At 32.2% G+C, this 25,343-nt stretch carries 25 protein-coding genes and 2 pseudogenes; 5 read left to right on the top strand and 22 right to left on the bottom strand.

The features are described from left to right. Positions 1-96: 96 nt before the first annotated feature. From ACTTKP_RS03850 to ACTTKP_RS03810, 9 genes and pseudogenes are all read right to left on the bottom strand, one after another. The gene (locus tag ACTTKP_RS03850) at positions 97-1,086 is read right to left on the bottom strand and encodes an amidase domain-containing protein (protein ID WP_442552581.1); all 990 of its coding nucleotides are present in this window, start codon (positions 1,084-1,086) and stop codon (positions 97-99) included. 137 nt (positions 1,087-1,223) lie between these two features. After that, complete coding sequence (locus ACTTKP_RS03845; RefSeq protein ID WP_442552580.1) at positions 1,224-1,367, bottom strand: cyclic lactone autoinducer peptide; 144 nt, start codon at positions 1,365-1,367, stop codon at positions 1,224-1,226. Further along, positions 1,354-1,947: an accessory gene regulator B family protein gene (locus tag ACTTKP_RS03840; protein WP_442552579.1), complete on the bottom strand. Its 594-nt coding sequence runs from the start codon at positions 1,945-1,947 to the stop codon at positions 1,354-1,356. Before ACTTKP_RS03840 ends, ACTTKP_RS03845 begins: the two co-directional genes overlap by 14 nt. Positions 1,948-2,062: 115 nt before the next feature. Beyond that, complete coding sequence (locus ACTTKP_RS03835) at positions 2,063-3,376, bottom strand: sensor histidine kinase (RefSeq protein WP_442552578.1); 1,314 nt, start codon at positions 3,374-3,376, stop codon at positions 2,063-2,065. After that, positions 3,377-4,102 carry a LytR/AlgR family response regulator transcription factor gene (locus tag ACTTKP_RS03830; protein WP_442552577.1) on the bottom strand — a complete coding sequence of 242 codons (726 nt, stop codon included), beginning with the start codon at positions 4,100-4,102 and terminating at the stop codon, positions 3,377-3,379. 168 nt (positions 4,103-4,270) lie between these two features. After that, positions 4,271-4,876, bottom strand: a complete 606-nt coding sequence (locus ACTTKP_RS03825) for a hypothetical protein (RefSeq protein WP_442552576.1) — start codon at positions 4,874-4,876, stop codon at positions 4,271-4,273. Next, positions 4,863-5,336, bottom strand: coding sequence for a hypothetical protein (locus tag ACTTKP_RS03820; protein ID WP_442552575.1), 474 nt, complete (start codon positions 5,334-5,336; stop codon positions 4,863-4,865). The genes ACTTKP_RS03825 and ACTTKP_RS03820 overlap by 14 nt, the downstream gene beginning before the upstream one ends. Positions 5,337-5,503: 167 nt before the next feature. Next, positions 5,504-5,746 (bottom strand): annotated as a pseudogene (locus tag ACTTKP_RS03815) (hypothetical protein); the annotation flags it as partial. A gap of 367 nt (positions 5,747-6,113) precedes the next feature. After that, entirely contained in the window at positions 6,114-6,386 is a 273-nt protein-coding gene (locus ACTTKP_RS03810; RefSeq protein ID WP_442552574.1) for a hypothetical protein, read from the bottom strand. Between the two features lie 195 nt (positions 6,387-6,581). Between ACTTKP_RS03810 and ACTTKP_RS03805 the strand changes: the two genes are divergently transcribed. Both ACTTKP_RS03805 and ACTTKP_RS03800 read left to right on the top strand, forming a co-directional pair. Next, on the top strand, positions 6,582-6,728 hold the full coding sequence (locus ACTTKP_RS03805; RefSeq protein ID WP_442552603.1) for a S24 family peptidase: 147 nt from the start codon (positions 6,582-6,584) through the stop codon (positions 6,726-6,728). A 40-nt stretch (positions 6,729-6,768) separates the two neighbouring features. Further along, positions 6,769-6,975: a helix-turn-helix transcriptional regulator gene (locus ACTTKP_RS03800; RefSeq protein ID WP_442552573.1), complete on the top strand. Its 207-nt coding sequence runs from the start codon at positions 6,769-6,771 to the stop codon at positions 6,973-6,975. 28 nt (positions 6,976-7,003) lie between these two features. On the opposite strand, the gene ACTTKP_RS03795 is transcribed toward ACTTKP_RS03800, so the two are convergent. Further along, positions 7,004-8,572, bottom strand: a complete 1,569-nt coding sequence (locus ACTTKP_RS03795) for an ATP-binding cassette domain-containing protein (protein WP_442552572.1) — start codon at positions 8,570-8,572, stop codon at positions 7,004-7,006. Between the two features lie 384 nt (positions 8,573-8,956). Here ACTTKP_RS03795 and ACTTKP_RS03790 point away from each other — a divergent pair, with 384 nt between their 5' ends. Beyond that, positions 8,957-9,823, top strand: a complete 867-nt coding sequence (locus ACTTKP_RS03790) for a Mu transposase domain-containing protein (RefSeq protein ID WP_442552571.1) — start codon at positions 8,957-8,959, stop codon at positions 9,821-9,823. Further along, positions 9,816-10,592 carry an ATP-binding protein gene (locus ACTTKP_RS03785; RefSeq protein ID WP_442552570.1) on the top strand — a complete coding sequence of 259 codons (777 nt, stop codon included), beginning with the start codon at positions 9,816-9,818 and terminating at the stop codon, positions 10,590-10,592. Before ACTTKP_RS03790 ends, ACTTKP_RS03785 begins: the two co-directional genes overlap by 8 nt. A gap of 106 nt (positions 10,593-10,698) precedes the next feature. Here the strand turns inward: ACTTKP_RS03785 and ACTTKP_RS03780 are convergent, their stop codons facing one another. The 7 genes from ACTTKP_RS03780 to ACTTKP_RS03750 are packed head-to-tail and all read right to left on the bottom strand — an operon-like array spanning position 10,699 to position 18,439. After that, on the bottom strand, positions 10,699-13,101 hold the full coding sequence (locus ACTTKP_RS03780; protein ID WP_442552569.1) for an AMP-binding protein: 2,403 nt from the start codon (positions 13,099-13,101) through the stop codon (positions 10,699-10,701). A gap of 18 nt (positions 13,102-13,119) precedes the next feature. Beyond that, positions 13,120-13,980 carry a radical SAM protein gene (locus ACTTKP_RS03775; protein ID WP_442552568.1) on the bottom strand — a complete coding sequence of 287 codons (861 nt, stop codon included), beginning with the start codon at positions 13,978-13,980 and terminating at the stop codon, positions 13,120-13,122. After that, positions 13,964-14,683, bottom strand: coding sequence for a hypothetical protein (locus ACTTKP_RS03770; protein WP_442552567.1), 720 nt, complete (start codon positions 14,681-14,683; stop codon positions 13,964-13,966). Before ACTTKP_RS03770 ends, ACTTKP_RS03775 begins: the two co-directional genes overlap by 17 nt. An 11-nt stretch (positions 14,684-14,694) precedes the next feature. Beyond that, the gene (locus ACTTKP_RS03765) at positions 14,695-15,564 is read right to left on the bottom strand and encodes a hypothetical protein (protein ID WP_442552566.1); all 870 of its coding nucleotides are present in this window, start codon (positions 15,562-15,564) and stop codon (positions 14,695-14,697) included. Further along, the gene (locus ACTTKP_RS03760) at positions 15,551-16,771 is read right to left on the bottom strand and encodes an MFS transporter (RefSeq protein ID WP_442552565.1); all 1,221 of its coding nucleotides are present in this window, start codon (positions 16,769-16,771) and stop codon (positions 15,551-15,553) included. The genes ACTTKP_RS03765 and ACTTKP_RS03760 overlap by 14 nt, the downstream gene beginning before the upstream one ends. Beyond that, positions 16,768-18,297 (bottom strand): hypothetical protein, encoded by a 1,530-nt coding sequence (locus ACTTKP_RS03755; protein ID WP_442552564.1) that lies wholly within the window; start codon positions 18,295-18,297, stop codon positions 16,768-16,770. The genes ACTTKP_RS03760 and ACTTKP_RS03755 overlap by 4 nt, the downstream gene beginning before the upstream one ends. Then, entirely contained in the window at positions 18,281-18,439 is a 159-nt protein-coding gene (locus tag ACTTKP_RS03750; RefSeq protein ID WP_442552563.1) for a hypothetical protein, read from the bottom strand. Before ACTTKP_RS03750 ends, ACTTKP_RS03755 begins: the two co-directional genes overlap by 17 nt. 157 nt (positions 18,440-18,596) lie before the next feature. Between ACTTKP_RS03750 and ACTTKP_RS03745 the strand changes: the two genes are divergently transcribed. Continuing rightward, complete coding sequence (locus ACTTKP_RS03745) at positions 18,597-20,027, top strand: transposase (protein ID WP_442552562.1); 1,431 nt, start codon at positions 18,597-18,599, stop codon at positions 20,025-20,027. Positions 20,028-20,201: 174 nt separating this feature from the next. Here ACTTKP_RS03745 and ACTTKP_RS03740 read toward each other — a convergent pair whose 3' ends face one another. From ACTTKP_RS03740 to ACTTKP_RS03720, 5 genes and pseudogenes are all read right to left on the bottom strand, one after another. Then, a complete protein-coding gene (locus tag ACTTKP_RS03740) occupies positions 20,202-21,503 on the bottom strand; it encodes a radical SAM protein (protein ID WP_442552561.1) in 1,302 nt (433 codons plus the stop codon). 490 nt (positions 21,504-21,993) lie between these two features. Beyond that, complete coding sequence (locus tag ACTTKP_RS03735; protein WP_442552560.1) at positions 21,994-23,790, bottom strand: helix-turn-helix domain-containing protein; 1,797 nt, start codon at positions 23,788-23,790, stop codon at positions 21,994-21,996. Positions 23,791-24,068: 278 nt separating this feature from the next. Beyond that, the gene (locus ACTTKP_RS03730; protein WP_442552559.1) at positions 24,069-24,794 is read right to left on the bottom strand and encodes a DNA-binding protein; all 726 of its coding nucleotides are present in this window, start codon (positions 24,792-24,794) and stop codon (positions 24,069-24,071) included. Between the two features lie 15 nt (positions 24,795-24,809). Further along, complete coding sequence (locus ACTTKP_RS03725) at positions 24,810-24,944, bottom strand: hypothetical protein (RefSeq protein ID WP_442552558.1); 135 nt, start codon at positions 24,942-24,944, stop codon at positions 24,810-24,812. 137 nt (positions 24,945-25,081) lie between these two features. Beyond that, positions 25,082-25,343: pseudogene (locus ACTTKP_RS03720) on the bottom strand (relaxase/mobilization nuclease domain-containing protein); the annotation flags it as partial.

The raw sequence follows: 25,343 nt of genomic DNA, 5'->3' as shown, positions 1-25,343 counted from the left end.
TTCAGGGTAAGCTAACTATCATTGTCAACTTACCCTTTCATAAGATATCAAAACTTGCTTCATATCTAACTTGTATCAAATGCTAAAGCAGTATGCTTATTTCATATTATAGATAATGATATTATTACTTTTAATTGCTGATTTTAGAGAACCGCTCTTTGTTGAATTTGCATGTGCCGCATATACTAAATCTTTATTATTAGTATCGTAATCGACAATTATAACAGTATGGTATCCTCTTCCGTTAGATGTTAAAAAAGTTGCTGCATCACCTTTATATCCATAAGCATACATTCCATCATATGAAGTAAATTTCTTATACTTACTGGCATTCGACTGCCAAAAATGCCTAAATGCATCAGCTCCTCTCCAAGTAGATGAAACTTTATTAGTATCAGTTGTATTTCCAGAAGAGAACCAGTATGCAAAATTGGTTGCTTCTCCTTTAACCATTGACTTTCCACCTGCATGCAGACATTGGGAAACAAAATTAGCACAATCTCCACCTAAATTTCCCCAATCAGGATAATTGGAATTATAGTTTTTGTAATATTTTTTAGCATATTTAACAGCATCATCTCTTGAATAATCTCTGGTTGAGAATACTTCATTATTAAGTAATTTAAAAGTATCTTTCTCTTCAACTTTTTCATCAGGTAAGTTTTTATCCATCAGTACTGTTTTATATGCTTCTATATAAGAATCAACATAATCCATTTTTATATCTTCATTCTTATATTGTTTTAGCATATCATGGTTTTTGATTAGCCAATTCAAGTTAGACTCCCAACTCTCCTGGATTGCATGTTCATCAGAATCAAACCTATTTATTAAGTCTACAATATACTTTTCTTCATTTTGTACTCTTTCATATGCTTCATCTATCTCATTGTCGCTATCTTGCATAACTTCAAGTTTAGCATCTTCTTCCATAGGCAAACTTTTAAGCATATCCTGATATTCATCAGAATTTATATACTTTTTTAGTTGATAACTATAGTTATTTTCTGCACAATAAGTAGATGAAGTACTACCTATTAACATCATAAAAGAAAAACAAAATATAAAAAATAAACCTCTCTTCATATAAATTTACCTCCATTAAATTGGATTTTTTAATATGTTTTATGTTCTTCTACATATAAGATAGCTGAACTAAGAACCTTTAAGTATCTCCATTCTTATACCTCTGTGGATTTATACTTTTCATTGTCTACCTCCAATCATTTTTTCTTTTGATTTATAGGACGCTTAGGCTGATGAAATATGCCTAAGCATGGAGGTGGAAATTTACCTGCACTTTGTGTAGCTTCATTCCTCATTAACCGTTCTACGACCTTAAGCACTTTTTTGTTAACATTTTTCATTTTCTGTTACCTCCTGTTTAAAAATTTTTGATATATATAACAAAACTGCACATAATATAACAGCTATCGCCATATAACTAATGTAAATCATACTAGCTCCTAAGAAAACACAACCAAGTATTATACTAACTTCCAGCAAAACTGTTATTCTTGCAAGTTTTTTTGATTCCATGAATTCTGCAGCATTCATCTGCATATTAGGATGGTTAACAGTACCAATTATTACAATATATATTGTAGCAATAACTACTAATCCAAACAGCCATTGTGGATATTTTGCTAAGCTTTCCGCAGTAAGCATCACTGCTAAGTATATGGCTACCGTTGCAAAATAGCACTTATAAAATTTGTCTAAGTGATATCCGCCTGTCCTCTTTCTTAATTCAAAAAAAAATATAAGAAAAAAGATGGTTGGAGGTAGATTACGAGTTATTAGGCTGATTAGTATTATGCTGCCGATTGTAATAAATTTTTCTACAAAGCAGATAAAAGTATAAATATATCTATCTGCCATTTCTTTAACTATTATTTTATTTTCTATCATTTGTGCTATCAAGTCAGTTGCTAATTTTTCAACCATAACTGCCCCTCCTATTAAACTCAGTATAGCAACCTTTATTAGAAAAACAATACATTTTGCAGAAATCGCCCATTTTTTGCAGAAATCGGCAAAAAAAGTGACTTGCATTTGCAAATCACTTTTTGAAGTTTGGCAACATTATCGAAAAATAGAATTCTTCTTTATCATTTTGTATGGTGTATGAACCTTGATATTTTTCTATGACATCAATAATATTCTTTATTCCAATTCCATGTTCATCATTATCATATATTTTTGAAGTTTGTATCTCTCCATCCCTAATCTCCAGCTTACCATTATAAGTGTTTTTAACAGATATAATGATATTGCCTCCCTCTTCTATAAACTTCAATTTAATAACTTTTTTGCCTGGATATTTTTCACATGCCTCTATTGCATTACTTAAAAGATTAGATAATATAACAACAATGTCTTCATCACTAAGATTTATCTCTGATAGGTCATTAAGCTGAAAGATAAATATGATTCCTTTTTCTAATGTTTCTCTATATTTACTGTTTAATATGGCATCTACTATCACATTATTTGTCTTAATATAATCTAGCTCTGTACTTAAATGTCCGCTTATATTTTTTATGTAGTTCTTAAGTTCCTCATAATTCTCGGTATTTATTAGGGATTCAATGCACAAAATCTGGTTTTTATATTCATGTGTTATTTTACGCTGCTTAACAAAATTTTCAGAAACAGAGCGATACATATCTGTCTGATTCTTAGCCCTCATCCGAAAAAGTTCACTTTCTCTTACTCTTATTTCACGCTTTAATATATCATTAATCAAATAAAACACAAACAGATTCATTCCGGCTAAACACAGGGATATGGCTAAAAGCACATTGTTCTGCCTCTGATTTTCAATACTTCCTGATGTAATAATCAGTGCAATAATGGTAAATATTGTAAATATCGGGAAAAACATAAACCGAAGTAAGTCTGTATTGCTTAGAACATCCGATGTTTTATCTCCTATTTTCTTTCTGATTAATATGACTATTAAAAATAATATTATTTTTGATATGACCGTTATCATGCTTGCACCGATTAAATGATACTTATTTATATCTGCAATGCTTTTAAAAAAAGATACATTTACCCAAAGAGTCAGGTAATCTGCTGAAAGCAGTAATCCTTGAAATAATAAAGATAAAACTATAGACTTCCAAAATTGAATTTTAATATACGCAGTCATAAACATTGCAAACATAACAATAACCAATATCTGTTTAAAAATAAATCTGTTATGAAATACTAATACCGCTAAATAGCAGCATATAATTAAACTAAAAATAACTGCATTGTTTTTCAAGCTGTTTTCACTTCTTTTTTCTCCGAAACTTTCAAAAAACATTTTACAGCATATGATTTCCAATACCGTAAGCATAATACCCTGTATATAATCCAATATCATCTACAGTTCTCCTTTATACAAAACAATTCTTTCTCTGACAAACTTATATCGAGATTTTGAAATTTTTAACCTGGTTCCATTATTTAGTATGGCTTCATGCCGAAATATACTTGCTATGTGTTTTATATTAACTAAAAAACTTTGGTGTATACGCAGGAAATCTTTACCTTCCAACTCTTCCTCAATTTCATCCAGTTTCCCATATAGCGAATATCTGTTTATATTATCATCCATAATATAAAATTCAAGTTTATGCAGTCTGCTTTCAATATACAGCAGCCTTTCCAGAAAAACATTCTTTATCCCTTCGTTAAATTTAAACTCTTTCTGTTCTATATAATAGTTCATTCTTTTGCTTATCGCATCCATACACTCAAATATTAATTCCGGGAAAGTTTCATTATTCTTCAAAATATACCTTATGGCATTTACGCTATAGCCCTGTACTGCATAATTAATAAATGCTGTTACAAAAACTATAAAAACATCATTGCTAACTTTTCTTATTTCTTTTGCTGTTTCCATTCCGTCCATTTCATCCATGCTTATATCAAGAAAAACAATGTCATATTTTGCCATATTTATTTCCAAACTTATGAATTCCCTCCCTGATGCGAATTCATCAATTTCGCATGGGTAGCCATTCTCATCCATGTATTTCATTATAATTTTATAAATATTTTTTCTGAAAATCTCTTCATCATCACATATAGCAATTCTAAACATTTTCTATGCCTCCTCCAAAAGATAGTAAACTTATAACTCTCCCCTAATTACTGATTTCACCATTTAAATTATCGCATGACCTATCTAATATATTATAAAATAAATTAGTATCATTTACTCTTAAATCTTTGAAATAGTCCGGCATATAAAAAATACGCCTAACATAGTCTATTTTTCTCCTAAACATAGTCGTAAATTCTTTAAATAAATACTGCTGTTTTCTGCTTTCAAAGAGCAGATAAATGATAACACTGCCAAACTAAAAGTAATAAGCATGATAATATAATCATAATAGAAAACTATATAAACTACCCCCGATATAGTTATAATACTTGTAATAAGTTCTCCCAACACATTTATGGTTGATGTGAAGGAATTCTCACTGTTTTCTAAAATATAATAATATTTATCATAAAATTCTTTGTTGTTCACATATTCATAATTATATTGTATATACCCACTAAAAATATATTTCTGTGTTTCATTTTTTATCTTGTTCAAAATTTGAGGAATAATTATATTACTTAATGCATTATTAAACAACATTGTTATAATACCTATTCCAAAAATTAATATTAAATAAAAATAAAATAATCGATAATCTTTGACTTGCATGGAATCTATTATAGCTTTAATGATAACTATATTAAATAGATTGTACGCCGAATTGAATATCGCAGAAAATATAGTTAAAAACACATAAAGCGGACTAATCTTAAAAACATATTTGAATGCAAAATACAAATCACTAATAAAGTGCTTACTTTTTCCCATATTTCTTCTCTCTTCTCAATGTAATAATCCATGCAGCAACTTGCGATATACAAGCCATTATAATATGAGCAAAAAACATACTACTTGTTAAATAGCATTCATTCAGCACATATAACACCAGCAGTCCAAACAACTCAATTAAAAGTAATATGCAACTATATTTAATCCACAAATCATAGGAATTATTATATATATCTTCATTACTGAGCGAAAGACTTGAATAATATCCTGTAATTTTCCACCCTCTTCGTTTCAATTGTGTTATTTCTTTATGTGAGGGTCTAAAAAAATACCTATTAATGTATATGCCTAAAAATATTAATGTAACGCTTATAGCTATAAAAATTGAATTTTTATTATATTTAAGTGTTTCAAGTATATATTTATCAAATACTTTCAAACCCATAAACACTATGATTAAAAAAACAGCATCAGCAACTTTGTAATTGATTTTCTTCATAGTACTTTTGCCCCCTATTTTCTATAATGAACCTAATTTGATCATCATAAAGCCATTTAGCCTTATTGCAACCACGTCCATTAATATCTCCGTTTTGCTGATAACCTAAATTGGCACAACCAAATCCACATAACACCTAGTCAGTTTATTAGTCTCAAGATATTCAATTAGTTCAATAACTCTATCATAATTATTTTGTTACAATACTCCCTAACGGTATCAAAAAAAGATTTGTACTTTGACAAAGTTAAAAGAGGTTCTCCTCCGAACATCACAAACGATAGAGCATTTAAATTCTTGTTAGAATCAAATGTATTTTTTATATACTCAAATACCTTTTCTAAAATACCTTCATTCATAACATTATCTTCTCTATCATGACTTTGAAAACAATATGTACATCTCAAATTGCAATTATTAGAAAGAAACTTTTACCTACCATTGTCAAAAAGCTTGCAACAATGATTGCTCTGTTTTCTTATTAGATTAAATACATTATAGCGTTAATTAGGTCGGATTTCCATGGTGGATGACTATAAAATATTTTTTTATATTGTGCCTTATCTATTGCCATTTTATAAATTGAAGGCTAATTTCTTCCCTAATATTTTCTTCACTAATTGTGTGCTCCAACAGTACGCAGCATATTTATGGTTTCACTTATACATTTTATCTGTTTAGCATTTTTCTGTTTTTTAGGAGCTATTCCATTTTGTCCATATAATCGTGTGACTAAACTTGAATCAATAATCACATTATATAAATCAAATATTGCCTTTATATATTTTGCATTAAATTACATGTTCCCCCTATTCTTTCTCCAATATTATTAGCAAAAACTCTTACTCCTCTTTTTTTCCCCATATCCATGGGAATTCCAGATACTTCTAAATATCCCAAGGTCTGATTATCTGAATTATAAAGTCTACCTGAATACTTTTCAGATATTCCTGGTTCTTTACAAACTATATATGGAACTCTCATTCTTGCTTGAGATGCAAAAGAAGCTGTACCCTTTTTATCCATACTCGCAATAGTCTTATATGCCATTAAGTAATCATCAACCGTTTGAATTATTGATAATATCGGAACCAATCCTGATAACCCTTTCCGCAACCTAAACAAAGAAGGAATAGATAAGGTAATAGAATATACCCGCCTGCTTGAAAAAAGCGGTGATTACAAAATGACAGAGAGCTTATATGGATTGAACAGACTGAACAGCTTAAAGATGGTGAAACAGGCATCTTTTATCTTGATGGAAATACTTATGTGAAGAAATTTCAGAATAACAAGAAAGGAGCTTATCTTGTTTCACTTAATAAGGCATATGAACCTATGCCTATTACTGAAAGCAGCTCCTTTAAGATTTTGGGGCGTGTTTTATCATAATAAAGATTTAAGAAGATTTTGGCGAGGGGCGGTTGCTATTATGAATACAGATACAATAATCTGCAGATTAAAAGAAAAACGGACAAGCCTCGGCTTCACCCAGCGGCAGGTCGCTGAAGGAGCCGATATAAATGTCCGTACTCTGATAAATATTGAAAAAGGCAGGGCTATTCCCAATCTGCTGTATGCTATGAAGCTTGCTAAGTTTCTGGAGATGGGAGTGGAAGAGGTGTTTGAATACAGATGAATCTTCATATAGAAAATTCTATACAATATTATCCTAATTCAAGTATAGTATCAAATCTTGCCCTTACTTCATCCGGGATGTGATGTGCTACTTCTACAACTGTCTTATTAAGACTCATAATGGTTTCATGTATTTTATCAGCTGTATTCTTATCAAGGGCTGAAGTTCCCTCATCTACAAGAAGCACAGAGCAGTTATAGAGCAGGGCTCTTGCTATTTCTATTCTCTGTTTCTGACCTCCTGAAATATTGCCGCCCTCATCTTCAATTGCATAGTCAAGACCATTTTCACGGGTAAATTCTGCAAGCCCTGCCTGTTCTATAGCTTTATTTATTTCTGCCTCAGTAAAATCTTTTCCAAGAGTAATATTATATCTTAGAGTTTCATTAAATACCGCAGGATTTTGTGATATAAAGCCAAGTCTTCTGTACTTTAACTCTTTGTCATTTAACAGCACCTTTCCTGAGTCAGGTTTAAGTTCTCCGCTTATAAGCTTAAGTATGGTACTCTTGCCGCTTCCGCTCTCACCCTGTATAAGAATTTTACTGCCGTTTTCCGCCTTAAAAGAAAATTTCTTAAGTATCTCTTTGTCCTCATTATAAGCGAAATCCACCTCTTTAAATTCAATTTTCTTTACATCCTCAGCTTCATTTTCATTTACTTCATCAACATCACTAAACTTCATTATATTTTCTCTGATTGGCTCAGTTGATTTAAGCACAGCCATAAGACCTGCTATCTGTCCCAAAGAGCCCACTATCCAGCCGCTTGAATACTGAACCGCAATAAAGGCTGGTATAGTAATATAGCCTTTAATTCCCATATATATACCTATTGCAATAGGAATAATATTCACCACAATATACACAATGTTCATATAAAGGCCGGTAAATTCCATCTCATTGTTTCTATCTGCAAAGTCCTTCTCACTCTTTGATATTGAGGCAAAAAGTTTTTTAACAGTGTCTGCAATTCTGTTATAATTAATTATAGTTCCACTGTTTTTGATCACATCTTTTATAAGCACCGTAGTTTTGCTTATACTCTCAGTATACTGGTTTGTCATCTCCGCAGTCTTTCTTCCCAATATGCTGCCAAGCCACATTGGAAGCAGACCTATTACAAGGTAAATAAGTGCAAATATCCAGTTGCTGCTAAAGGTAAGTATGATGGTAAATACTACCACGGCAGAACTTTTTGTTATTTTTATTATATTGTCAAAATAGTTTGCCATAACAAGCTTTAAGTCATTGTCTATAAATGAAATAGCCGTACCGGAGTCAATTCCTTCTGCAATTGCGTTTTTAACACAGGCCATTTTAATATCAGTTATTACCTGTGCCTTATAATTATTTGTAGCCTTAATCGCCTGCTTGCCTATCCATAAAAGAATTGCATATGATGCCACATAGATACCGACAAACGGAAGCAGCCACTCTAACCTCTGTTCCTGTATAAGCCAGAAGAACAGAGCGTAGGTTCCTGTGTTAAATGGGGTTTCAAGCCCTGAAAGAATTGTCAGAATGATAGCTTTCCACCATTTTGAGCCTTTCTTGTACATTTTTAAGCTTAAATTATTACTTGCTTCATTTTTCATTGGCTATATCCTCACTTATTTTATAATATATTCAGTATATAGTATTGGATAAACAGCTTATATACTAAATTGATATAAGTATTCTATCAGATAGTTACATTAAACGACATACCAAAAACTGATTTTGCTAAATTATTTTTCTCTGTGTTGAAGCTGGTTCCGATTCTTTACCGGTAAGAATTCCATAAAATGGTATATACTCTTCATAAATATCATTTTGTTTCATTAATGAGCGGCAAAAAGCATGGATTACCGCACATATCCACATGTATGAATTTTTTCGGTGGTGTAGCAAAAATCTTAGTTCCTGATAACTGTACAACCGCTGTTAATCACTAGCAAAGTGACTGGTATACTCCGGCACTGAATACAACCTATCATGAAATGACAGAGCACCATAGAACTGCCATTATACCGGCCAGGGTACGCAACCCAAAAGACAAACCAAACGCTGAAGGTTCCGTCGGAAATATATCCACCTGGATAACCGCCGCCCTTCGAAACGAGCAGTTCTTCTCTCTTGCAGAATTGAATGTTGCAATCCGCAAGAAGCTGGAAGCTTTCAATGCCAACCTCTTTCAAAAGAATGAAGGTAGCAGATGTGGTTTGTTTCTTGGGGAAGAACTGTCACTTTTGACACCATTGCCTACTACCCGCTTCGAACTGTGTGGCTGGAAGGTCGCCACGGTTCAGTTTAATTATCACATCGCAGTAGACAAGATGTACTACTCTGTGCCTTATCAGTATATCAGAAATAAGGCGGATGTGCGAATAACAGATACAACAGTTGAAATCTTTATCAAACACAATCGGATTGCTTCCCACAGACGCCTTTACGGACGTCCGGGACAATACTCAACAGTAATGGAACACATGCCGGAAGACCATCAGAAATATCTGGAATGGAACGGCGACCGTTTCTGGAAGTGGGCAACCACGATTGGAACTAACACAAATATCGTTGTAAACAACATACTTACCTCCGGCAGGGTGGAACAGCAATCATACCGAAGCTGTATGGGATTGTTAAAGTTAGCCGAGAAATACTCTCCGGTGAAACTGGAAAAGGCTTGTACGAAAGCATTAAGCTATTCTGGCTCACCCAGCTATAAAAGTATCAAAAATCTACTGGCAACAATGAAGGACGAACCTGTTTCAGAAGTATTGCCTAAGAAGAAAGACACCTATGGAATCACCCGTGGCTCCAGATACTATCAGAACAAATCCCAAGGAGGTAATTACAATGATTAATCAAAGTACAATAGATAAATTAATTGAAATGCGTCTCACTGCAATGTCTGATGCTTTCCATATCCAGATGAATGATAAATCCATGCAGGGCATTCCGTTTGAAGACCGTTTTGGCATGCTGGTAGATGTTGAATATACCAGTCGAAAGAACAATCGTTTAAAACGTCTTATTCGTAATGCCGAACTCGAGCAGACCGATGCGTGCATTGCTGGAATTGATTATACTTCCGGAAGACGACTGAATAAAGACTTAATCAATCGCCTGGCTACTTGTGAATACATCACAGAATACCGGAACATCTTTATCACCGGTGCCACCGGCAGTGATAAAACCTACATGGCATGTGCCTTTGGTATGGAAGCTTGTAAACAGTACTTTACCGTCAGATATGTCCGTCTTCCGGATTTATTACTAGAACTGGAAGCTGCCAGCAACGATGGGAACTTTATCAAAATACTATCCAAATATACGAAACCGCTTTTACTGATTATAGATGAGTGGTTATTGCTGAAACTAAGCGAATCAGAATCGAAGAATCTTTTTGAACTGATTCACAAGCGGCGTAAAAAGTCATCTACCATCTTCTGCTCTCAGTTCAGAGAGGAAGGCTGGTACGAACGCCTTGGAGGAGATGATAATCCTCTGGCAGATGCAATCATGGATCGAATTGTCTATGACGCATATAAAATCAATATCGAAAGCATCTACCCGTCTAAAGACCTTTCTATGAGAGAGATTTACGGAATCGATAGAAACCAATCAAAGTAACATTTAAATTCAATGGCTCTGTCAGTCCGGAATGGTGACTCTCGCCACACCGGACTGGCGGCTCCGCCGCACAAGAATATTCAATCTACTCAAAATGGCACAAGTTCTATATAAATTTACCTTTTTTAGACAGTGTTTTTCTATGTATAACACCATTATCCGACGATAAAAGATAAACCTTTGAACTTTCATCTACAGGAATTAGTTCATAATCGCTATTGTTTCGAATACATATACTAGCCCCATCTTCGAAAGCCAAGACATTTACATAATTTTTCTGCTTCATTTCTTTAAAAAGCTCAACAGTACGGTGCGGCTCCGATGAAAAATGCATAGATAAAGAAAAATTTATAAGACCTAATCCTTTCTCAAAACCAAATCTCTGTTTGGCTGAGATATTATGTTCAAATGCATCTGCAAAAAATTCTTTACATAATATCCCTGCTCCAGAGCAAGTACCAATAATTGTTTTACTTTCTGATATTTTTTCAACAGTATGCTCTTGAACCAATAAATGATTTAATGAATTAATAAGTTTAAAGTAGTCACCTCCACCAAAATATAGAATATCAGCTGTTTCTATTTTATCCGCCATTTTCTTTGAATCATTAATGTCTGATTCGGATACAAGATCGAAGATACAATTATTTTGTTCGAAAATTTTACGAAGTATTTCACCATATTCCTGTGGCGTTGAACTATGAAGCGTATATGCTAAAACATGGTTTTTTTCCTTAGAAACAATAGTACCTAAAATTTTTGAAAGTGATTCAGATTCGAATCGAATACCGTCGATACCGTTATCTCCTCCACCAAGCAAAATCCATGAATTATCCATAATAATATTCTTCGTTTTTTCATTTGACTTAGTCATACAGAAATTGTAAATATCTGAAAATATTTCAAAGTAATTGTCTGTTGAAAAAAAATCAATTAGCATCATATCACTAAGCACAGCTAGCAACTCAATATACTCTATTGATGAAAGGTAATCGTTAATTCTTTTATCTTTCATAAGATTATACTCCTTACCTAGATACACTTCAATTAACTCACGACAATTTTTTGCCCTGAATTCCATCTTATAGTGTTGCAACAAATTATTAGTTTCTATTTTGCCATTGTCTGTTCGAGGGAGACCACTACACCTATAAAATATTGAAGGCATCTCATATTGAGATAAACCATTGGTAAGTTCTTTTTTTATAAAATCTACATCTTCAATTTGTGAAACATAAAAACATATAAACAATCGGTTCTCATAATCAAATACACATGCTGCATCATCTATAAACTCACAATTTCTAATATAGTTGCTTACTGTCTCTGTGTTCACTCTAAATCCATTAATCTTTAAGACATTATCAATTCTACCATCAATAATGATTCCACCATTATTGGTATAATGTGCAATATCATGTGTATAGAAAATGTCATTGAATTGATTCTTTGGGGACTGCAGATATCTCCCAAGGCATATTCCGCTTATAACCAATGTTCCTTCTTCTCCACATTCAATTTCTTGACCATTGCTATTCTTAATATTTATAGAAACATTGTCAATAGGATACACTGCTATAGCTTCTTCATAATCTTTTTGGAAATCTACAATTCCAACGCAACAACCTATTGTTGCTTCTGTAGGTCCATAATGGTTAAAAAAAGTACAGCCATCAAGAGATTCATTAAGACTTTTGCAGGCAAAAAAATCAAATGGCTCTCCACCACTAAAAATATATTGTAAAGTTTTCAACTCTTTGACTTTCGGTGATTTTGATAGCATTCTTAATATACTAGGTGTTGTCTTCATAACCGTTATAGCATTGTTAGAGATATAGTCGGCCAAATCATTAACTATCCGTGAATCCTTTGGGAATAGACATATACTACCTCCCGCTAGTAGGATAGGAAATATAGCAGTATATGCTAAATCAAATGCTATTGATGTAGTAACCAGTGATATATCTTTATCTGATAAATGTACTAATGAACATATGTATTGACAGTAATTCAGCAAGCTATCATTTCTAATAACACACCCCTTAATGTTGCCCTCTGTCCCAGATGTATAAACAATGTATACTTCATCACTATATTTCTTCTGTTGAACAGCAAAACTATCTTCAAAATAAGGATCAAAATTTGATAAATCATTATCTAATACTATCTTTTCCCTAAATAATTGGCTAAATTTATATTCTTCTTGATCCGAAAAATTTATAATACTAGCATTTGTTTCACCTGCAATTAATCTAATCTTATCATACGATAAACCTTGATACAACGGACAAAAGGTTTTTCCTGACTTCATTGATGCTAGCATAAGGGCTAAAGTTTGAACATCATTATTTGCAACAAAAGTTACTCTTTTAACACCTGTTAGTTTATCCAACTGTGATGAATAATAAGACACATAACACTTGAGCTCTGATGCTGACATTTTTCTGAACCCATCATACACAAAACCATGAATAGTTAAATTATCCAAAATACAATCAATCACTCTCATTAAAAACACTCCCATATCTTAAAAAAAACTTCCTAAACAACTATACGAAAAGCAATCAACTTCATATATTTTCTTCATCTTTTGCATTGCATTTAATATGATGCTACTATTTTTTAAATTTCCAAACTGCAGCTTTGTATTATGAAAGCATGAGCTAACAATGCCATTCGAACGTATTAGTACTGTATTTCTACAACCAAAACACTTGGATGGCTTGAAGTTCTTCTTTGAAAACAATATTTTAAACAATTTATATTTCAGTATGTTCTGTTCTCTTTCCCCCCATGGAGAAAGATTTTCAAGCATCTCAGATATTTCTCTATCACTTAAACATTCCAAGGATAAGTCGTTTGCTTTATCAATATCAATAAGTTCAAAATCCAAGCTAAGTGAATTTGCTTTACAAAATGAAATCAACTTTGGTATCTCTTTTGTATTCATACTCGAAATTACACATACAATTCCAATAGTAAGTGAAGTTGAATTTCTCAACTTTAATATGTTACTAATAATTATATCTTTATTGCCACGGACAATATCGTGATAGTTTGAAACAACACTATCCAAGCTTACTTGAACTTCAACTCCATATTTCGATAAAAAGCTTATAATCTTCTCATTATTTAAAAGAAGACCATTTGTTAAAAGGAGAATATGATTTGTGTACTTTTGTGCGATTTGTATTGCTTTATCTAAATCACTGTATAGCAATGACTCTCCACCAGTAAAAGTAACATAATCTATTTTACTTTGAGCAGAAACCTCCTCACATACTCTCTCTATATCCTCCAAAGAAATGTATTCTAGACTATTCTTTTCTGCAAAACAGTATTTACATCTCATATTACATTTTTGAGTTAATTCAAATATAATTCTCATATATACCTGCCTTAATTTGTTCATAGTTTCCAATGTTGTTAATATCACTACTAAGTCTTTCAACATTTATACCTATCTCACAACAAATCTGTAAAAAAACTGTTATACTAACATTCTTAACAATAGCTAACTTCTCAAGCATCATTTTAAGGTGAAAATCATCCACATTCATAAAATAAATATGAAATAACAAAACACCTCTTGATTCTATTGTAGCAACGATTTGTAATTCGTACGATTCATCATTAATGGCAATGATAGGAACATCATTCGAAATATTATCCTTATATCGTTCTAAAATAAAACAAATATACCTATTAGCTAAGTTCTTATTTTTATGCATTATATAACGTAACTGTAAATACTCTGTAAAACTTTCAAGCATCCATAACCGCCCATCACCAACAAACTTCACATCATTCCCAATTAGTTGATGAAAAATCTCATGTGGAAAATACAAGTACATTGCAACATCTTTGATATCAATTAAAGAAGATCGAAAATAAATTTTTTCTTTCATGCTTATACTCATCGCTGGTATATCATCATAAAGATATATATCCACTGTTAAACTCAATCCTGTAATATATTTATAATATTTTAGGATTGATTCAAGATAAAATACTGTATTCTTTTTGTTATGGATAAAAACATCATTCACTACTGTAAGTTGATTATTAGATATATGATAACAAAGTAACAAAACATACTCCTCTATTCAAATTTAATAAGAAGTTTATCACTACTATACAGTGAAAAAGAACTATAAGTTACATCAAAATGATATCCTTCATCAATCATTCCTCCAAAGGTGCAATTGTTACCAAAACCAAAATGACAAGTTCCATAGGATTTCTCTGCAATTTCTAGACTTACGCATCGTGGTACAAATTCATTCAACCCAAGTCCAAATTCACAAATCACTAGTCCTACATTATCATCATAATTGTCATCTCTTAATAGCACATTATTAACAACCATATATTTATTAATACCAATATAAATTTCACCATTTGCACTATAATTTCTAATAGCAAAAAAAACTTCACCTCCAGGAATTTGAAAAACTCCCTGTTTATTGTCGTTAAGCACATCCGTCCAGATTGAAGATTCACGAAAAAAATGAAGTTTGCTTCCTCTATGATCTATAAATGTAAAACATGTATTATCAGCTAATATATCCAAGTATCGGTTTGCTTTTGCTAATAATAATGTTTTATCAATAGCAGAAGATTTCATGTATATTTCTTGTAACTTCGTATAGATAGGTTTTGATATTAAGCGCTTGTCCGGTACCGATACCATTAATACAAGTCCATTGATTCGTTCAATACTGCTAAGCTTTCGATATATTTCTTCTGAATCTTCATAAAAAAGAGGAAAAATAATAACTATTATATTAAATTCACCCATCTTTCCATTACCATATATTAATATATTATTTTCTGCATATGGGATAAATTGGGAATTTATCTCACAAAATTTCACTTTACCATCTAAAGGAAACGAAAGTCTACTACTAATCGACAGAGCTTCTCTTTCATATTCGTGACTATATAAAACAATTGATTCATTCTTCAACACAACTTGTCTCCTTTTGGTCACCAAACTTTCTTATAAACCTAATCATTAAAACCACAGAAAGAAACTCTATTATAGCAGCCAACCCCCAAACAATTTCATATCCTAATTTACCTATTATTTCCCCAAGGCAAAATGTCAGCAAGACAAAAAGAAGCGACTTAACCGACGATATTCCCGAATAAAATGAAGCACGATTATTGCTCGATATGTAATCATTTTTCCATAAACCTGTAGATGCAGATGATACTGAAAAGAAAAACTCGAAGAGGATATAACCGACCAAAACTAACCAAATATTATCAGCTAAACATTCTATAATAAAAGTAATAATTATACCAATCTTGCCTATAACAGATAATGTAAATCCATTCATGTATTTTAAGAAAAAAGAAGTCAAAAAACTACCAACTGCCATCGTTAATGTAAAACATACAAACAAAATACTGATCATCTTTTCCGTCATATGAAACCGATTCAGCAAAAAAAGTTGCCATACGAAAATAAAAAGTGAAAAAGCAGTATAATCGAATATTTCGAAAGCTATCATTCCTCTCATACGCCTATCTGTAAGGAACTCTTTTGAAAATTTTGTAAATACTTCAAAAAACTTTCTATTTTCAATATTTCCACGATTATCCTCAAAAAAGATAAGAAAGGTTATGCCTGCGATTATTACAGCAATCCCTCCAATCAAAAGAGGCAATCTAACATCTAAAGCCATTAATGCAACAGCCGATAATGAGGAAAAAAGCGACATAACCTTAACAACTCCGCCAATGCGAGGAAGAATCTTATCTCTGTCTTTCAATCTATCCTCTTTAATTAACATATCATAAAACCAAGCTTGTGGGGAACCGGAAAACATAGCATTTGCAAAAGCTAAAAGAATAAAAACAAGAATTAGCATGATAAATGAAGTACTATAAGTCAGCAAAATTAAACCTATACCATAAAATATCAATGAAATAGATGCTGTCTTTTTTCGTCCTACAAAATCAGATATTACTCCTGAAGGAAAATCAAAAACAAGTAGAAAAATCTCATGAATCCCAACCAGTATAGATATCTTTCCAACTGAAAGATGCGAATTTAAAATAATCATGTATGATACTCCATAAAAATAATCCGCTACTTGAAATAATCCCATAACTACCGTATATAAAACAACTAATACAGCAAATTTCTCTATTTTAGTCTTTTCACTCATCTTGTTCTCCTATAATCTATTGCTTTGTTCAAATGATAAAATGAAGCTCCTGATAACATAACCTTATCCAATAGTTTTTCAAAACCTAGCTGATCATACATAATGCAAAATGCAGAAAATCCTACATAGTATGGCATTCTCTCCTCATCTTGCAGTATTGCAGTAAGAAATAATTTATTAACGACATCCTTTTGAATGCCAAAATTATTCATTAACCATGAAACTATTTCTTCCTTAGATTGTCTGCAATACCATAATCTAAAACTAATAATACCAACTAATACTTCGCTAATTAGCTTACGTGATACTTTATTTCGATATGATTCACTATCTATAATAAATAATGAATGATACTCACAAAGCAGAGCCCATCCTTCCCAAAATGAAGTTTCTTTAAAAAACCTATTCTCATTATCAGTATAAAATAATGACATAAAATAATGCCCAGGAATGATTTCATGAATAACTGTATTCATAAGTTGATCTTCATCATCAACTGAATTAGTATTAATATAAAATTGAAGTGTTTCTTCATAAGCGAAGCTAATTAATGCACGATAATCTTGTGTTTGAAATTTGTACTTCGTATTCGATACTACTATTTTCGAGATATCAATTTTTTTCCCGAATTTATCCAAGCAACCAAACATATCCACGATGGAGTTTATATAATCATTCAAATAATCATTGGTTATTTGAATTTGTGACGAAGTTCTACAGTCACATTCTAGAGATTTCTTCTCAATACTCAAATTGTTTAGTAAATTAACCAATTGCTTATTAATATCTTCTACAGAAAATAAACTATCGCAAGACCTTTCGACTCTATGTATAAATTCTTCTTTTCTCACATAAGGAAGAATTCTCTTTACTAATTTAAGTTTATCATCTAGCAAATCCTGAAACATCGCTTTTGCATTATAGTAGCTTTCATTAACCAAATCACTTGCGATATTTTCAATCTTTTGGCATGTATCTATGAATCGTTTTCTTGTTGACATAATTTCAATTCTAGATAACAGTTGATTATCTAAGTTCTCATATGCTTGAGAAACTATTTTCACAAGAAACACCAATCGCTTTTGAAACAGTTGTTTATTCATATCAATATTTTGAGTTGTTGATAAAGATTCCAAAAGTGTTAAAAATGTTCTGCCATAATAAAAATATGTTTGAGACTTATATGTTTCTGTCACAAGTTCATATATTCTATCATTGATTATCTTAATAGCAAGATAATTTACATCTATATCCTTTTTCAAACTCTTTTTATATCCATAAAGAGCTATTAAAAACTCATTAATACTCTTACAAGAATAATCTCCTAATGAGTAAATCGTTTTACCATATTCTCCAGCAAGCCCTGGGTAAAACTGAAAAATACACAAAAGTATTTCATCTATTTCAGCATTATTCATTTTAATACCTAACCATTCACATAAAACGGGAGGCAAGTAAATACATACCTGCCTCGTTTTTACATTACCTTGAAAACTTTTACTATTGGCCTTAATTTTTTTCTTCAACTACTTCTTCTAAAGCAGCAAGAAGCTCTTCTTCAAATTCTTCGTATTCTGTTTTATCATATAGCGCTACACTGCTACTTCTTGATCTCATGCATACATCACCATAAGAAATGTTTGTAAAATCTAAAGTTTTTTCTTTCATTTTTTCTCCTTTCTTCTTATTCATCATAGGCAATTGTTAAATTGCCAAACCCATTGATTTTAATGGATTTTATTACTGTTTCTATATAAATTTTCTCTCCACTTGTGATAAAATGTAATCACCACAAAAACAAATTAAACAAGTGAGGAGAAAATTTATGTCTAATAAGTTTCACCAGATTTCTTTTAAGGAAATCTTTTCTGATTGTCAGGATATGTTTATAGATTATGTGCCTTCCTTCTTTGATCTCCTTGAGGAACACCTTGACATAAGTTCTTTCATACCTGACTCCTTTTTTAGTGCCTTTTACCGTTCTCTCGGACGTAAGCGAGTTTACCCTCTTACCGGCTTCCTCTCAGCTCTTATCCTGCAGAAGATTTTTTCAATACCTACAGATTCAATGCTTATCATTTTCTTAAAGCTCTGTAAGGAACTCCGAGACTTCTGCGGATTTACCAAAGTTCCCGATGCTCCGTTACTTACCCGCTTCAAACAGGACTTCCTTCCGTTTATTGAAGACATGTTTAACAAACTTTTGGACTTTACCGAACCAATCTGTAAGGCTGTAGATTCTTCCCTATCCGACATACTTGCCTTTTATACATCATGGATTGAACTCTACGTTGCCGAGAACAATTCTAAAGCCTTAAACACTCTCATACGTAAGCTCAAAGCCTATTATAAAGACAAACCTGAGGTTGACCCTTACAAAATGGCTTACGGATTAATGCCTTCAAGGGCAGCCTCCTCTCCTGATGCTAAACAGCAATACATTAACGGGCATTTCTGCTATGCGGATAAATTTACCATCCTTACTAACGGACTCGGCATAATAAGACATATAGCTTTCCTCGATGACAGCTTCAGGTATAAACATCCCGAAATACCTGACGAAAAGAAATCCGATTCGCCTGATGAGGATAAATCTATAGGCGACTCCACTTCACTAAAACCTATACTTTCTGATTTCTTTGCACTGCATCCACACTTTAAGCCGGATACCTTCCTTGGTGATTCTGCTTTTGATACCATTGATACTTACGGATTCCTTAAAGATGAGTTTCATTTCTCAAAGGTTCTTATCCCTTATAATCCTCGAAATGAAAGCAACCTTGACAAAGTAGGCTATAATTCTTACGGCTATCCTACCTGTCCAAAAGATTCTTCCTTAGATATGAAGTATCTCGGACTGTGTCACGAAAAAGGACGGGCTGACCGTTACAAATGGGGATGTCCTAAAATGCATATGTCCAAAGGACAATGGATATGTGACTGCAAAAGTCCATGCAGCAATGCAAAAAAAGGCAGAACCACATATACCTATGAAAACTTAGACTTCCGTATGTTTCCGGGTATACAGAAAGATTCCGATGAATGGGATTCCCTCTATAAAGTCAGGACAACCATTGAGCGTACAATCAACCATTTCAAAATCAATATGTGTATTGCCGGACGCAGAACACGTAATCACGTTACTGCAAAGGCTGATGTATTTCTCGCGGGAATCGCAAGCCAGCTTACCGCAATTGTTGCACACAGTATGAAGTGTCCAAAATATATCAGAAGCTTAAAGCCTTTAATTGCCTAAAAAAGTATTAAATTGTCATACTACTTTGTCTGGCTTATTTAAGTACGCCTAAAATGTTACAATCTATGTCAATTCAGATATTTATCTGAATAATGACCTTAATTTTATTCTCGTCTCTGCATTTTCTGTCACAGGTAAACGAAGAAAACATTTAACAATTACCTATCTTATTCATCATGTAGTCAGCACCCACTGAAACATACTTAACATAAACTTACATTTTTCAGGGTTGTATCCCCCTTTACATATATGTTGTTCTATTTCACAAGATCCACCACATACATTAATAAGTGGACAGTGATTGCATTTAGATAAAACACTCGGATGAAACGCCCATTTCTTTTCAAGAATATTATTGAGTGCATCATCAAAATGAGTATACCTTTCATTTGATTTTTTTACAACACAATTGGATATAGTGCCATCACTACCTATATAAACACCATAAATATTTATGTTGTCTTCTCTAGAAAAATTCATACAGGAATAACGTTGTAACTCATGGTGTTGCAACAAGTACAACATATTATTTGCCGGATTATTAAATGAAATTCCCTTTTCCTTACAATAGAGAATGCTTTTTTGAATCTCTCTCGCTAAAACAGCTCCATCGGTTTCCCAGCCTTTATCACAAGGTTGTGGTGTATTTACAGATACTTCAGTAACACATAGATGTTCAACAAGGTACTGAATTGACTGCGACAAAATTTCAACATTATCACCATTCGGAGTAAGCAAAACTGATAAATATCCATTTACTTTACGAAGTTTTTCGAAATACCGAGTGGCTACCATAAAGGTTCCCTGCCCATTTGCGAATACTCTATTAATATCATTAATTTCAAGTCTGCCATCAAGACTTATTGTGATTTTAATTTCACTCTCATTGAAGAAAGCTATCTTGTCATCATCAATCAATGTGCCGTTTGTTACTATTTCCTGATATGCTGATACTATTTTCCCTTCATTAACTGCATTCTTAAGTATACCATTTCCTAATTCAATTAAATCCATCCTAAGCAATGGCTCACCACCAAAATACTGAACAGATACACTATTCCCTTCATTGTGGGAAACGAAATCATTCATAATATTCAGAAAACGTAACCTATTCATTGTTTCTTTTTGTTCTCCAAACTCATGGTTTACAAAACAATACTTGCAAGCCATATTACATTTTTCGGTTAACGATATCCGTAAATAACTTATAAAACTCTTGTCTGCCTTAGATGCTGTTTCATACCTTTGTATTCGATTAGCAATCGGATTTTCATAAGTATTATCGTCTACCAAAAAGCCATTAGAAAGCAATTCATTGTCTATCTCACTTAGATGCCCTTCTGTTGACGCCCTATCTTTATTAATGGCATCGATATAATCTTTTCCAACTTCAAACATTGTTAATGTCTGAGAATTAAATATGTAGTACTTGTCATCAATTAATAACCAATATGCATTCTTAGATTTTTTTACCACTTTGATAGTCTTCTTTCTGCTTACTATGTATATAAGCCAAACTATAAAGCAAAACTATAAGAGTTTTATAAATAAAGCATTAATTTTCATAGACATCCACATCCTTTCTGTATTATGTTTGAACTTACACATTGTAAGATTAAAATGTATACAAACAACATACATCTCTTTTGCAGTATAGCACAACATTTTTAATCCAAACAGGGCATTGGTACACCTATTTTTTTTAAAAACAGGTGTACCAATGCCCTGTTGAATACTCCATCCTCATGCTACAATTATTTGCACTTACTATTAACCTATATAATAAAAGAAATGAGGTAACGATTATGAAAAAAATTAAACTATTTTTTGCTCTTTCCTTAGCATTATGCTGTGTCTGTTGCATTCAAAATTTTACTAAAACTAATTCGGACGACATATCCAGACCATCTGTCAAATTTACAATTTGTGAAGATAAAACTACTCTTCCGCCTGTAAGTGTTAATTCTTATAACCCTAAGAAGTACCAGGCTTCTTTAGGGTTAAATACTCTCTCATAATAAGCCTTTATCATTTTAGTATCGCTATATTTTTCATATAGTTCAGCGATATAAAAAAGGTGCCTGCAAAGTTCTTCTGCCTTTTTTATATCGCCATTTTCTTCCTCAATTGTAGAAAGATAGTCAATAATATTTAGCAGGAAACTTGCATCATTATTCTTAAAGCTCCTTTTCAAAAAATCCATTCCCAAAGAATAAGCTTTATCATATTCTTTGTTATTCTTATAGGCACATACTAAACTCACTAAAGGAACTGCTAATCTTGCATAACAATCAAGACATTTCCTATTTTTTTCACTTTCTAAAATTTTTTCTATGATTATAATCTTCTCTAATACCCGGTTCATAGTGTTTGCAATATAGGTAAGTATCTCAATCTCCTTTATCAAAAGGAAATCTTCTTCAGTAAATTGAGGGCTTGTGTAGTAAAATATCTTCCAAAGCTGTTCTATTTTTTCTTTTTCATCTATATCATCTTTAAGGATAAGCTCTATAAACTCAATCTCCTGCCTATTAGCCACATCATCTGTATCAAGTCTTTTTTTCAATTCATCAAACTTTATTTTTAAGCCTTTTACATCACAAATAGCAGACAACCTCCTGCATTCATTGGCAAGAAAAAGTGTATAGACATCATCTGAAACCACCTCTGTCCTAAAATACCTAAACTTTAACTCAAGCTTTTCAGCTATCCCCTTCAAAATACTTTTATGAGAAATTCCTTGTCCTTTCTCCATTCGCCTATAAGTTTTAACATCACATATATTTTCGCAGACTTCCTCCATTGTCATACCCAATCTCTTTCTTTTTTGTTTCAAAATGTCGCTAAGCACAAGATATTTTATATTTTTACTAAAAATCTCTATTCTAAAATCCAATTTTAAACCACATAATCCAAATACAGCTTCCAATGAGCTTTTCCAAAAAATATAGGTATTTTTTTTATGATATGCAGGTTCTTCCAGTATCAAAAGACGCAAAATTTCAGGTATTTCTCTTATTCTCATGTAGCCTACTGACATTTTTAAAATATTATTTAATAGTTCTAGTCTGCCTGATACTGTCAAAAATTCCTTATCGTGCCTTAGCACAATAAGAATAAGTTTTGGAACTATATTTGCTTTTATCAAGTCGTCAACTGGTAGTTTAAGTAAATATTGTGAGAATGCATAGATTTTCTTTGAAATATCTACTTTATCTTGTTTTTTATATTCATACAAAACATCAAAATAATTCGTTAGAATATGCCACTCAAACATTGATAAATAACAGTTTTCATTTATTATTTTATCAATGTCTTTAATCGTATATTGAATAGCTCTCACAATATGATGGTATGCCTTTTCTAAATTTTTTTCAAAAAACCTGTGATATATATAATCAATAAATTCTTTTTGTTGAGACTGAATTTTTGTATTAATAATATACAGGCTGCTAAATTTCTCTTTCTCTGCATTGAACTTTATTATATTTCTCTCTTCCGCATAATTAATACAGCTTTCATACCATAAAAGAAATGCATGATGCTCATCAGGTAATATAATTTCAAGTCTTTCACTTGATATGCCTAACCTTTCCAGCACTGTCAAAAATAAAAATAAATCAGGACTCAGTTCTCCACTTTCATATTTTTTCCCGGTTTCTTCAGAACATAAGCCATGATAAACCTGATAATACTTTAATCTAAAATATTCCCTAAATTCCTTAAGAATGTCCTTGAAATTATCAGTAAATTTTCCTCCCATACATTCCTCCTCTGGCTAATTATGCTTTTATCTGTAATATTGCTCTTTTTCAGTAACCCAAATTATAACCTTAGTTTTTAAAATCTACATATTTCAATTCTATTTAGAAGATTATAGCAGTAATAAACTGTTATTTCCACCTTAACTCTTTTCATTAAAGAATTTTAATTCATATACTTTGTTACTATTAACTATAATTTCCAATCTTGTAAAAACAGCATATAGCCTGTCACAACATTTCTAAATACAAAATAGTTTTAATTCTGATTTTTATAAAACTAATCAATAAGATATTTATCTTTCATTTCCTTTATTATTTCTTTCCTGGACTGTGGCATTCCATTATCTTTACCCTTATACTTCTTAATAGCATCTTTTACAGACTCTCTCTCTGTTTTTTCCCTTCCCATAATGCCATTGTTAAGCTTCTCTTTTTCTGATGTAGCAGTTATCTCCTTATTTTGTTCCTTAGCCTTTAAAAGCTTTGATGAAAGTATATTTACATTTCTATATTCCTTTCCATTACCATCAGCAGAAATTCTAACCTGACCGAAAAGTTTTACAAAATCCCCCTGCTTAAATGTTTTAGGTATATCGCACTTTTCTCCATAAGCAGAGCAGCTGTGATATACTTTATTCCCTAGGCTATCATTTGATACAACAGAGAAATTTACAACCTTGAATGTTTTCCCTTTTTTATTTTCTCTTTCAACCACATCAACCTTGCCTGCTATATTTCCGACTATGTCCACAAGTTCATCTTTTTCTTTCCTAGTATAAGGAATATCTTTTATCTGTCCCTGCTCTCTTAACTCTTCAATCATTACATCAAATTCCTCATTAAGCAGCTTAGCTGAATCATTTTCCATATAGGCATCATACAACTTGTCTAAGGCATCTTCATCATTGATGCCTTTTTCCATGCTTATTACGGCCTTAACAAAATCTTTGTGGTTATTGCTTACCATATCTTCAATTTTATCCCTAATTATTTCGTAATTCATATCCTATTTTTCCTTTCAAATTAAAGTTTCTGTTTTCCTTATTATCTTAACAAATCCAGCTCTTTCAAGTTCTGTATCTAAGTCTTGGTGCAAGTTCGCAAGCAGTGCCCTCGTACACACACGAGCGCATTTTTGCTTGTTGGGGAACATCCCCAATCCCCTTAAAATGACATCTAAGATGTCAAGCTACACCCTCACTTCGTGAGTGCTGAAAAATTTCTTACAGGCTGAAAATATAAAAGAAGAGGGCAGCCACCGGTTTCTATTCTGATGATTGCCCTGTCTGCTTATCTCTGTGTCTGCCTCTTTTTCTTTAGCTCTTCTTCATCCCTGAGATTCTTTTCATTTGCATAAAACATATCCACATTTTGTTTTGCTATCTGATAATCACGCATTTCTTTTTTCATTTTCTTGTATTCGCTATAGGCTTCTTTTTTCTCTAAAAGCAGCCTGTTAAATTCTTCATTAAGGTCTTTGACTTTTGGGATTTTGCCCTTAGGAAATTTTGAAAATGTTTCTTTGGCTGCCTTGTGGAGTGTAATCTCATCC

Origin of the sequence: Catonella sp., assembly GCF_052169795.1 — a bacterium.
Lineage (GTDB): Bacteria > Bacillota > Clostridia > Lachnospirales > Lachnospiraceae > Catonella.
The sequence above is the reverse complement of the archived record's forward strand: the minus strand, read 5'-3'. Positions and strand labels throughout refer to the sequence as shown.

Excerpts from the sequence above, each read along its gene's own strand:
- ACTTKP_RS03825 (WP_442552576.1), bottom strand. The coding sequence starts at position 4,876 with ATGGGAAAAAGTAAGCACTTTATTAGTGATTTGTATTTTGCATTCAAA.
- ACTTKP_RS03810 (WP_442552574.1), bottom strand. The coding sequence starts at position 6,386 with ATGGCATATAAGACTATTGCGAGTATGGATAAAAAGGGTACAGCTTCT.
- ACTTKP_RS03830 (WP_442552577.1), bottom strand. The coding sequence starts at position 4,102 with ATGTTTAGAATTGCTATATGTGATGATGAAGAGATTTTCAGAAAAAAT.
- ACTTKP_RS03730 (WP_442552559.1), bottom strand. The coding sequence starts at position 24,794 with ATGAATTACGAAATAATTAGGGATAAAATTGAAGATATGGTAAGCAAT.
- ACTTKP_RS03850 (WP_442552581.1), bottom strand. The coding sequence starts at position 1,086 with ATGAAGAGAGGTTTATTTTTTATATTTTGTTTTTCTTTTATGATGTTA.
- ACTTKP_RS03820 (WP_442552575.1), bottom strand. The coding sequence starts at position 5,336 with ATGAAGAAAATCAATTACAAAGTTGCTGATGCTGTTTTTTTAATCATA.
- ACTTKP_RS03780 (WP_442552569.1), bottom strand. The coding sequence starts at position 13,101 with ATGAGAGTGATTGATTGTATTTTGGATAATTTAACTATTCATGGTTTT.
- ACTTKP_RS03725 (WP_442552558.1), bottom strand. The coding sequence starts at position 24,944 with ATGTTCCCCAACAAGCAAAAATGCGCTCGTGTGTGTACGAGGGCACTG.
- ACTTKP_RS03840 (WP_442552579.1), bottom strand. The coding sequence starts at position 1,947 with ATGGTTGAAAAATTAGCAACTGACTTGATAGCACAAATGATAGAAAAT.
- ACTTKP_RS03775 (WP_442552568.1), bottom strand. The coding sequence starts at position 13,980 with ATGAGAATTATATTTGAATTAACTCAAAAATGTAATATGAGATGTAAA.
- ACTTKP_RS03760 (WP_442552565.1), bottom strand. The coding sequence starts at position 16,771 with ATGAGTGAAAAGACTAAAATAGAGAAATTTGCTGTATTAGTTGTTTTA.
- ACTTKP_RS03835 (WP_442552578.1), bottom strand. The coding sequence starts at position 3,376 with ATGATATTGGATTATATACAGGGTATTATGCTTACGGTATTGGAAATC.
- ACTTKP_RS03785 (WP_442552570.1), top strand. The coding sequence starts at position 9,816 with ATGATTAATCAAAGTACAATAGATAAATTAATTGAAATGCGTCTCACT.
- ACTTKP_RS03735 (WP_442552560.1), bottom strand. The coding sequence starts at position 23,790 with ATGGGAGGAAAATTTACTGATAATTTCAAGGACATTCTTAAGGAATTT.
- ACTTKP_RS03795 (WP_442552572.1), bottom strand. The coding sequence starts at position 8,572 with ATGAAAAATGAAGCAAGTAATAATTTAAGCTTAAAAATGTACAAGAAA.
- ACTTKP_RS03800 (WP_442552573.1), top strand. The coding sequence starts at position 6,769 with ATGAATACAGATACAATAATCTGCAGATTAAAAGAAAAACGGACAAGC.
- ACTTKP_RS03750 (WP_442552563.1), bottom strand. The coding sequence starts at position 18,439 with ATGAAAGAAAAAACTTTAGATTTTACAAACATTTCTTATGGTGATGTA.
- ACTTKP_RS03745 (WP_442552562.1), top strand. The coding sequence starts at position 18,597 with ATGTCTAATAAGTTTCACCAGATTTCTTTTAAGGAAATCTTTTCTGAT.
- ACTTKP_RS03790 (WP_442552571.1), top strand. The coding sequence starts at position 8,957 with ATGACAGAGCACCATAGAACTGCCATTATACCGGCCAGGGTACGCAAC.
- ACTTKP_RS03845 (WP_442552580.1), bottom strand. The coding sequence starts at position 1,367 with ATGAAAAATGTTAACAAAAAAGTGCTTAAGGTCGTAGAACGGTTAATG.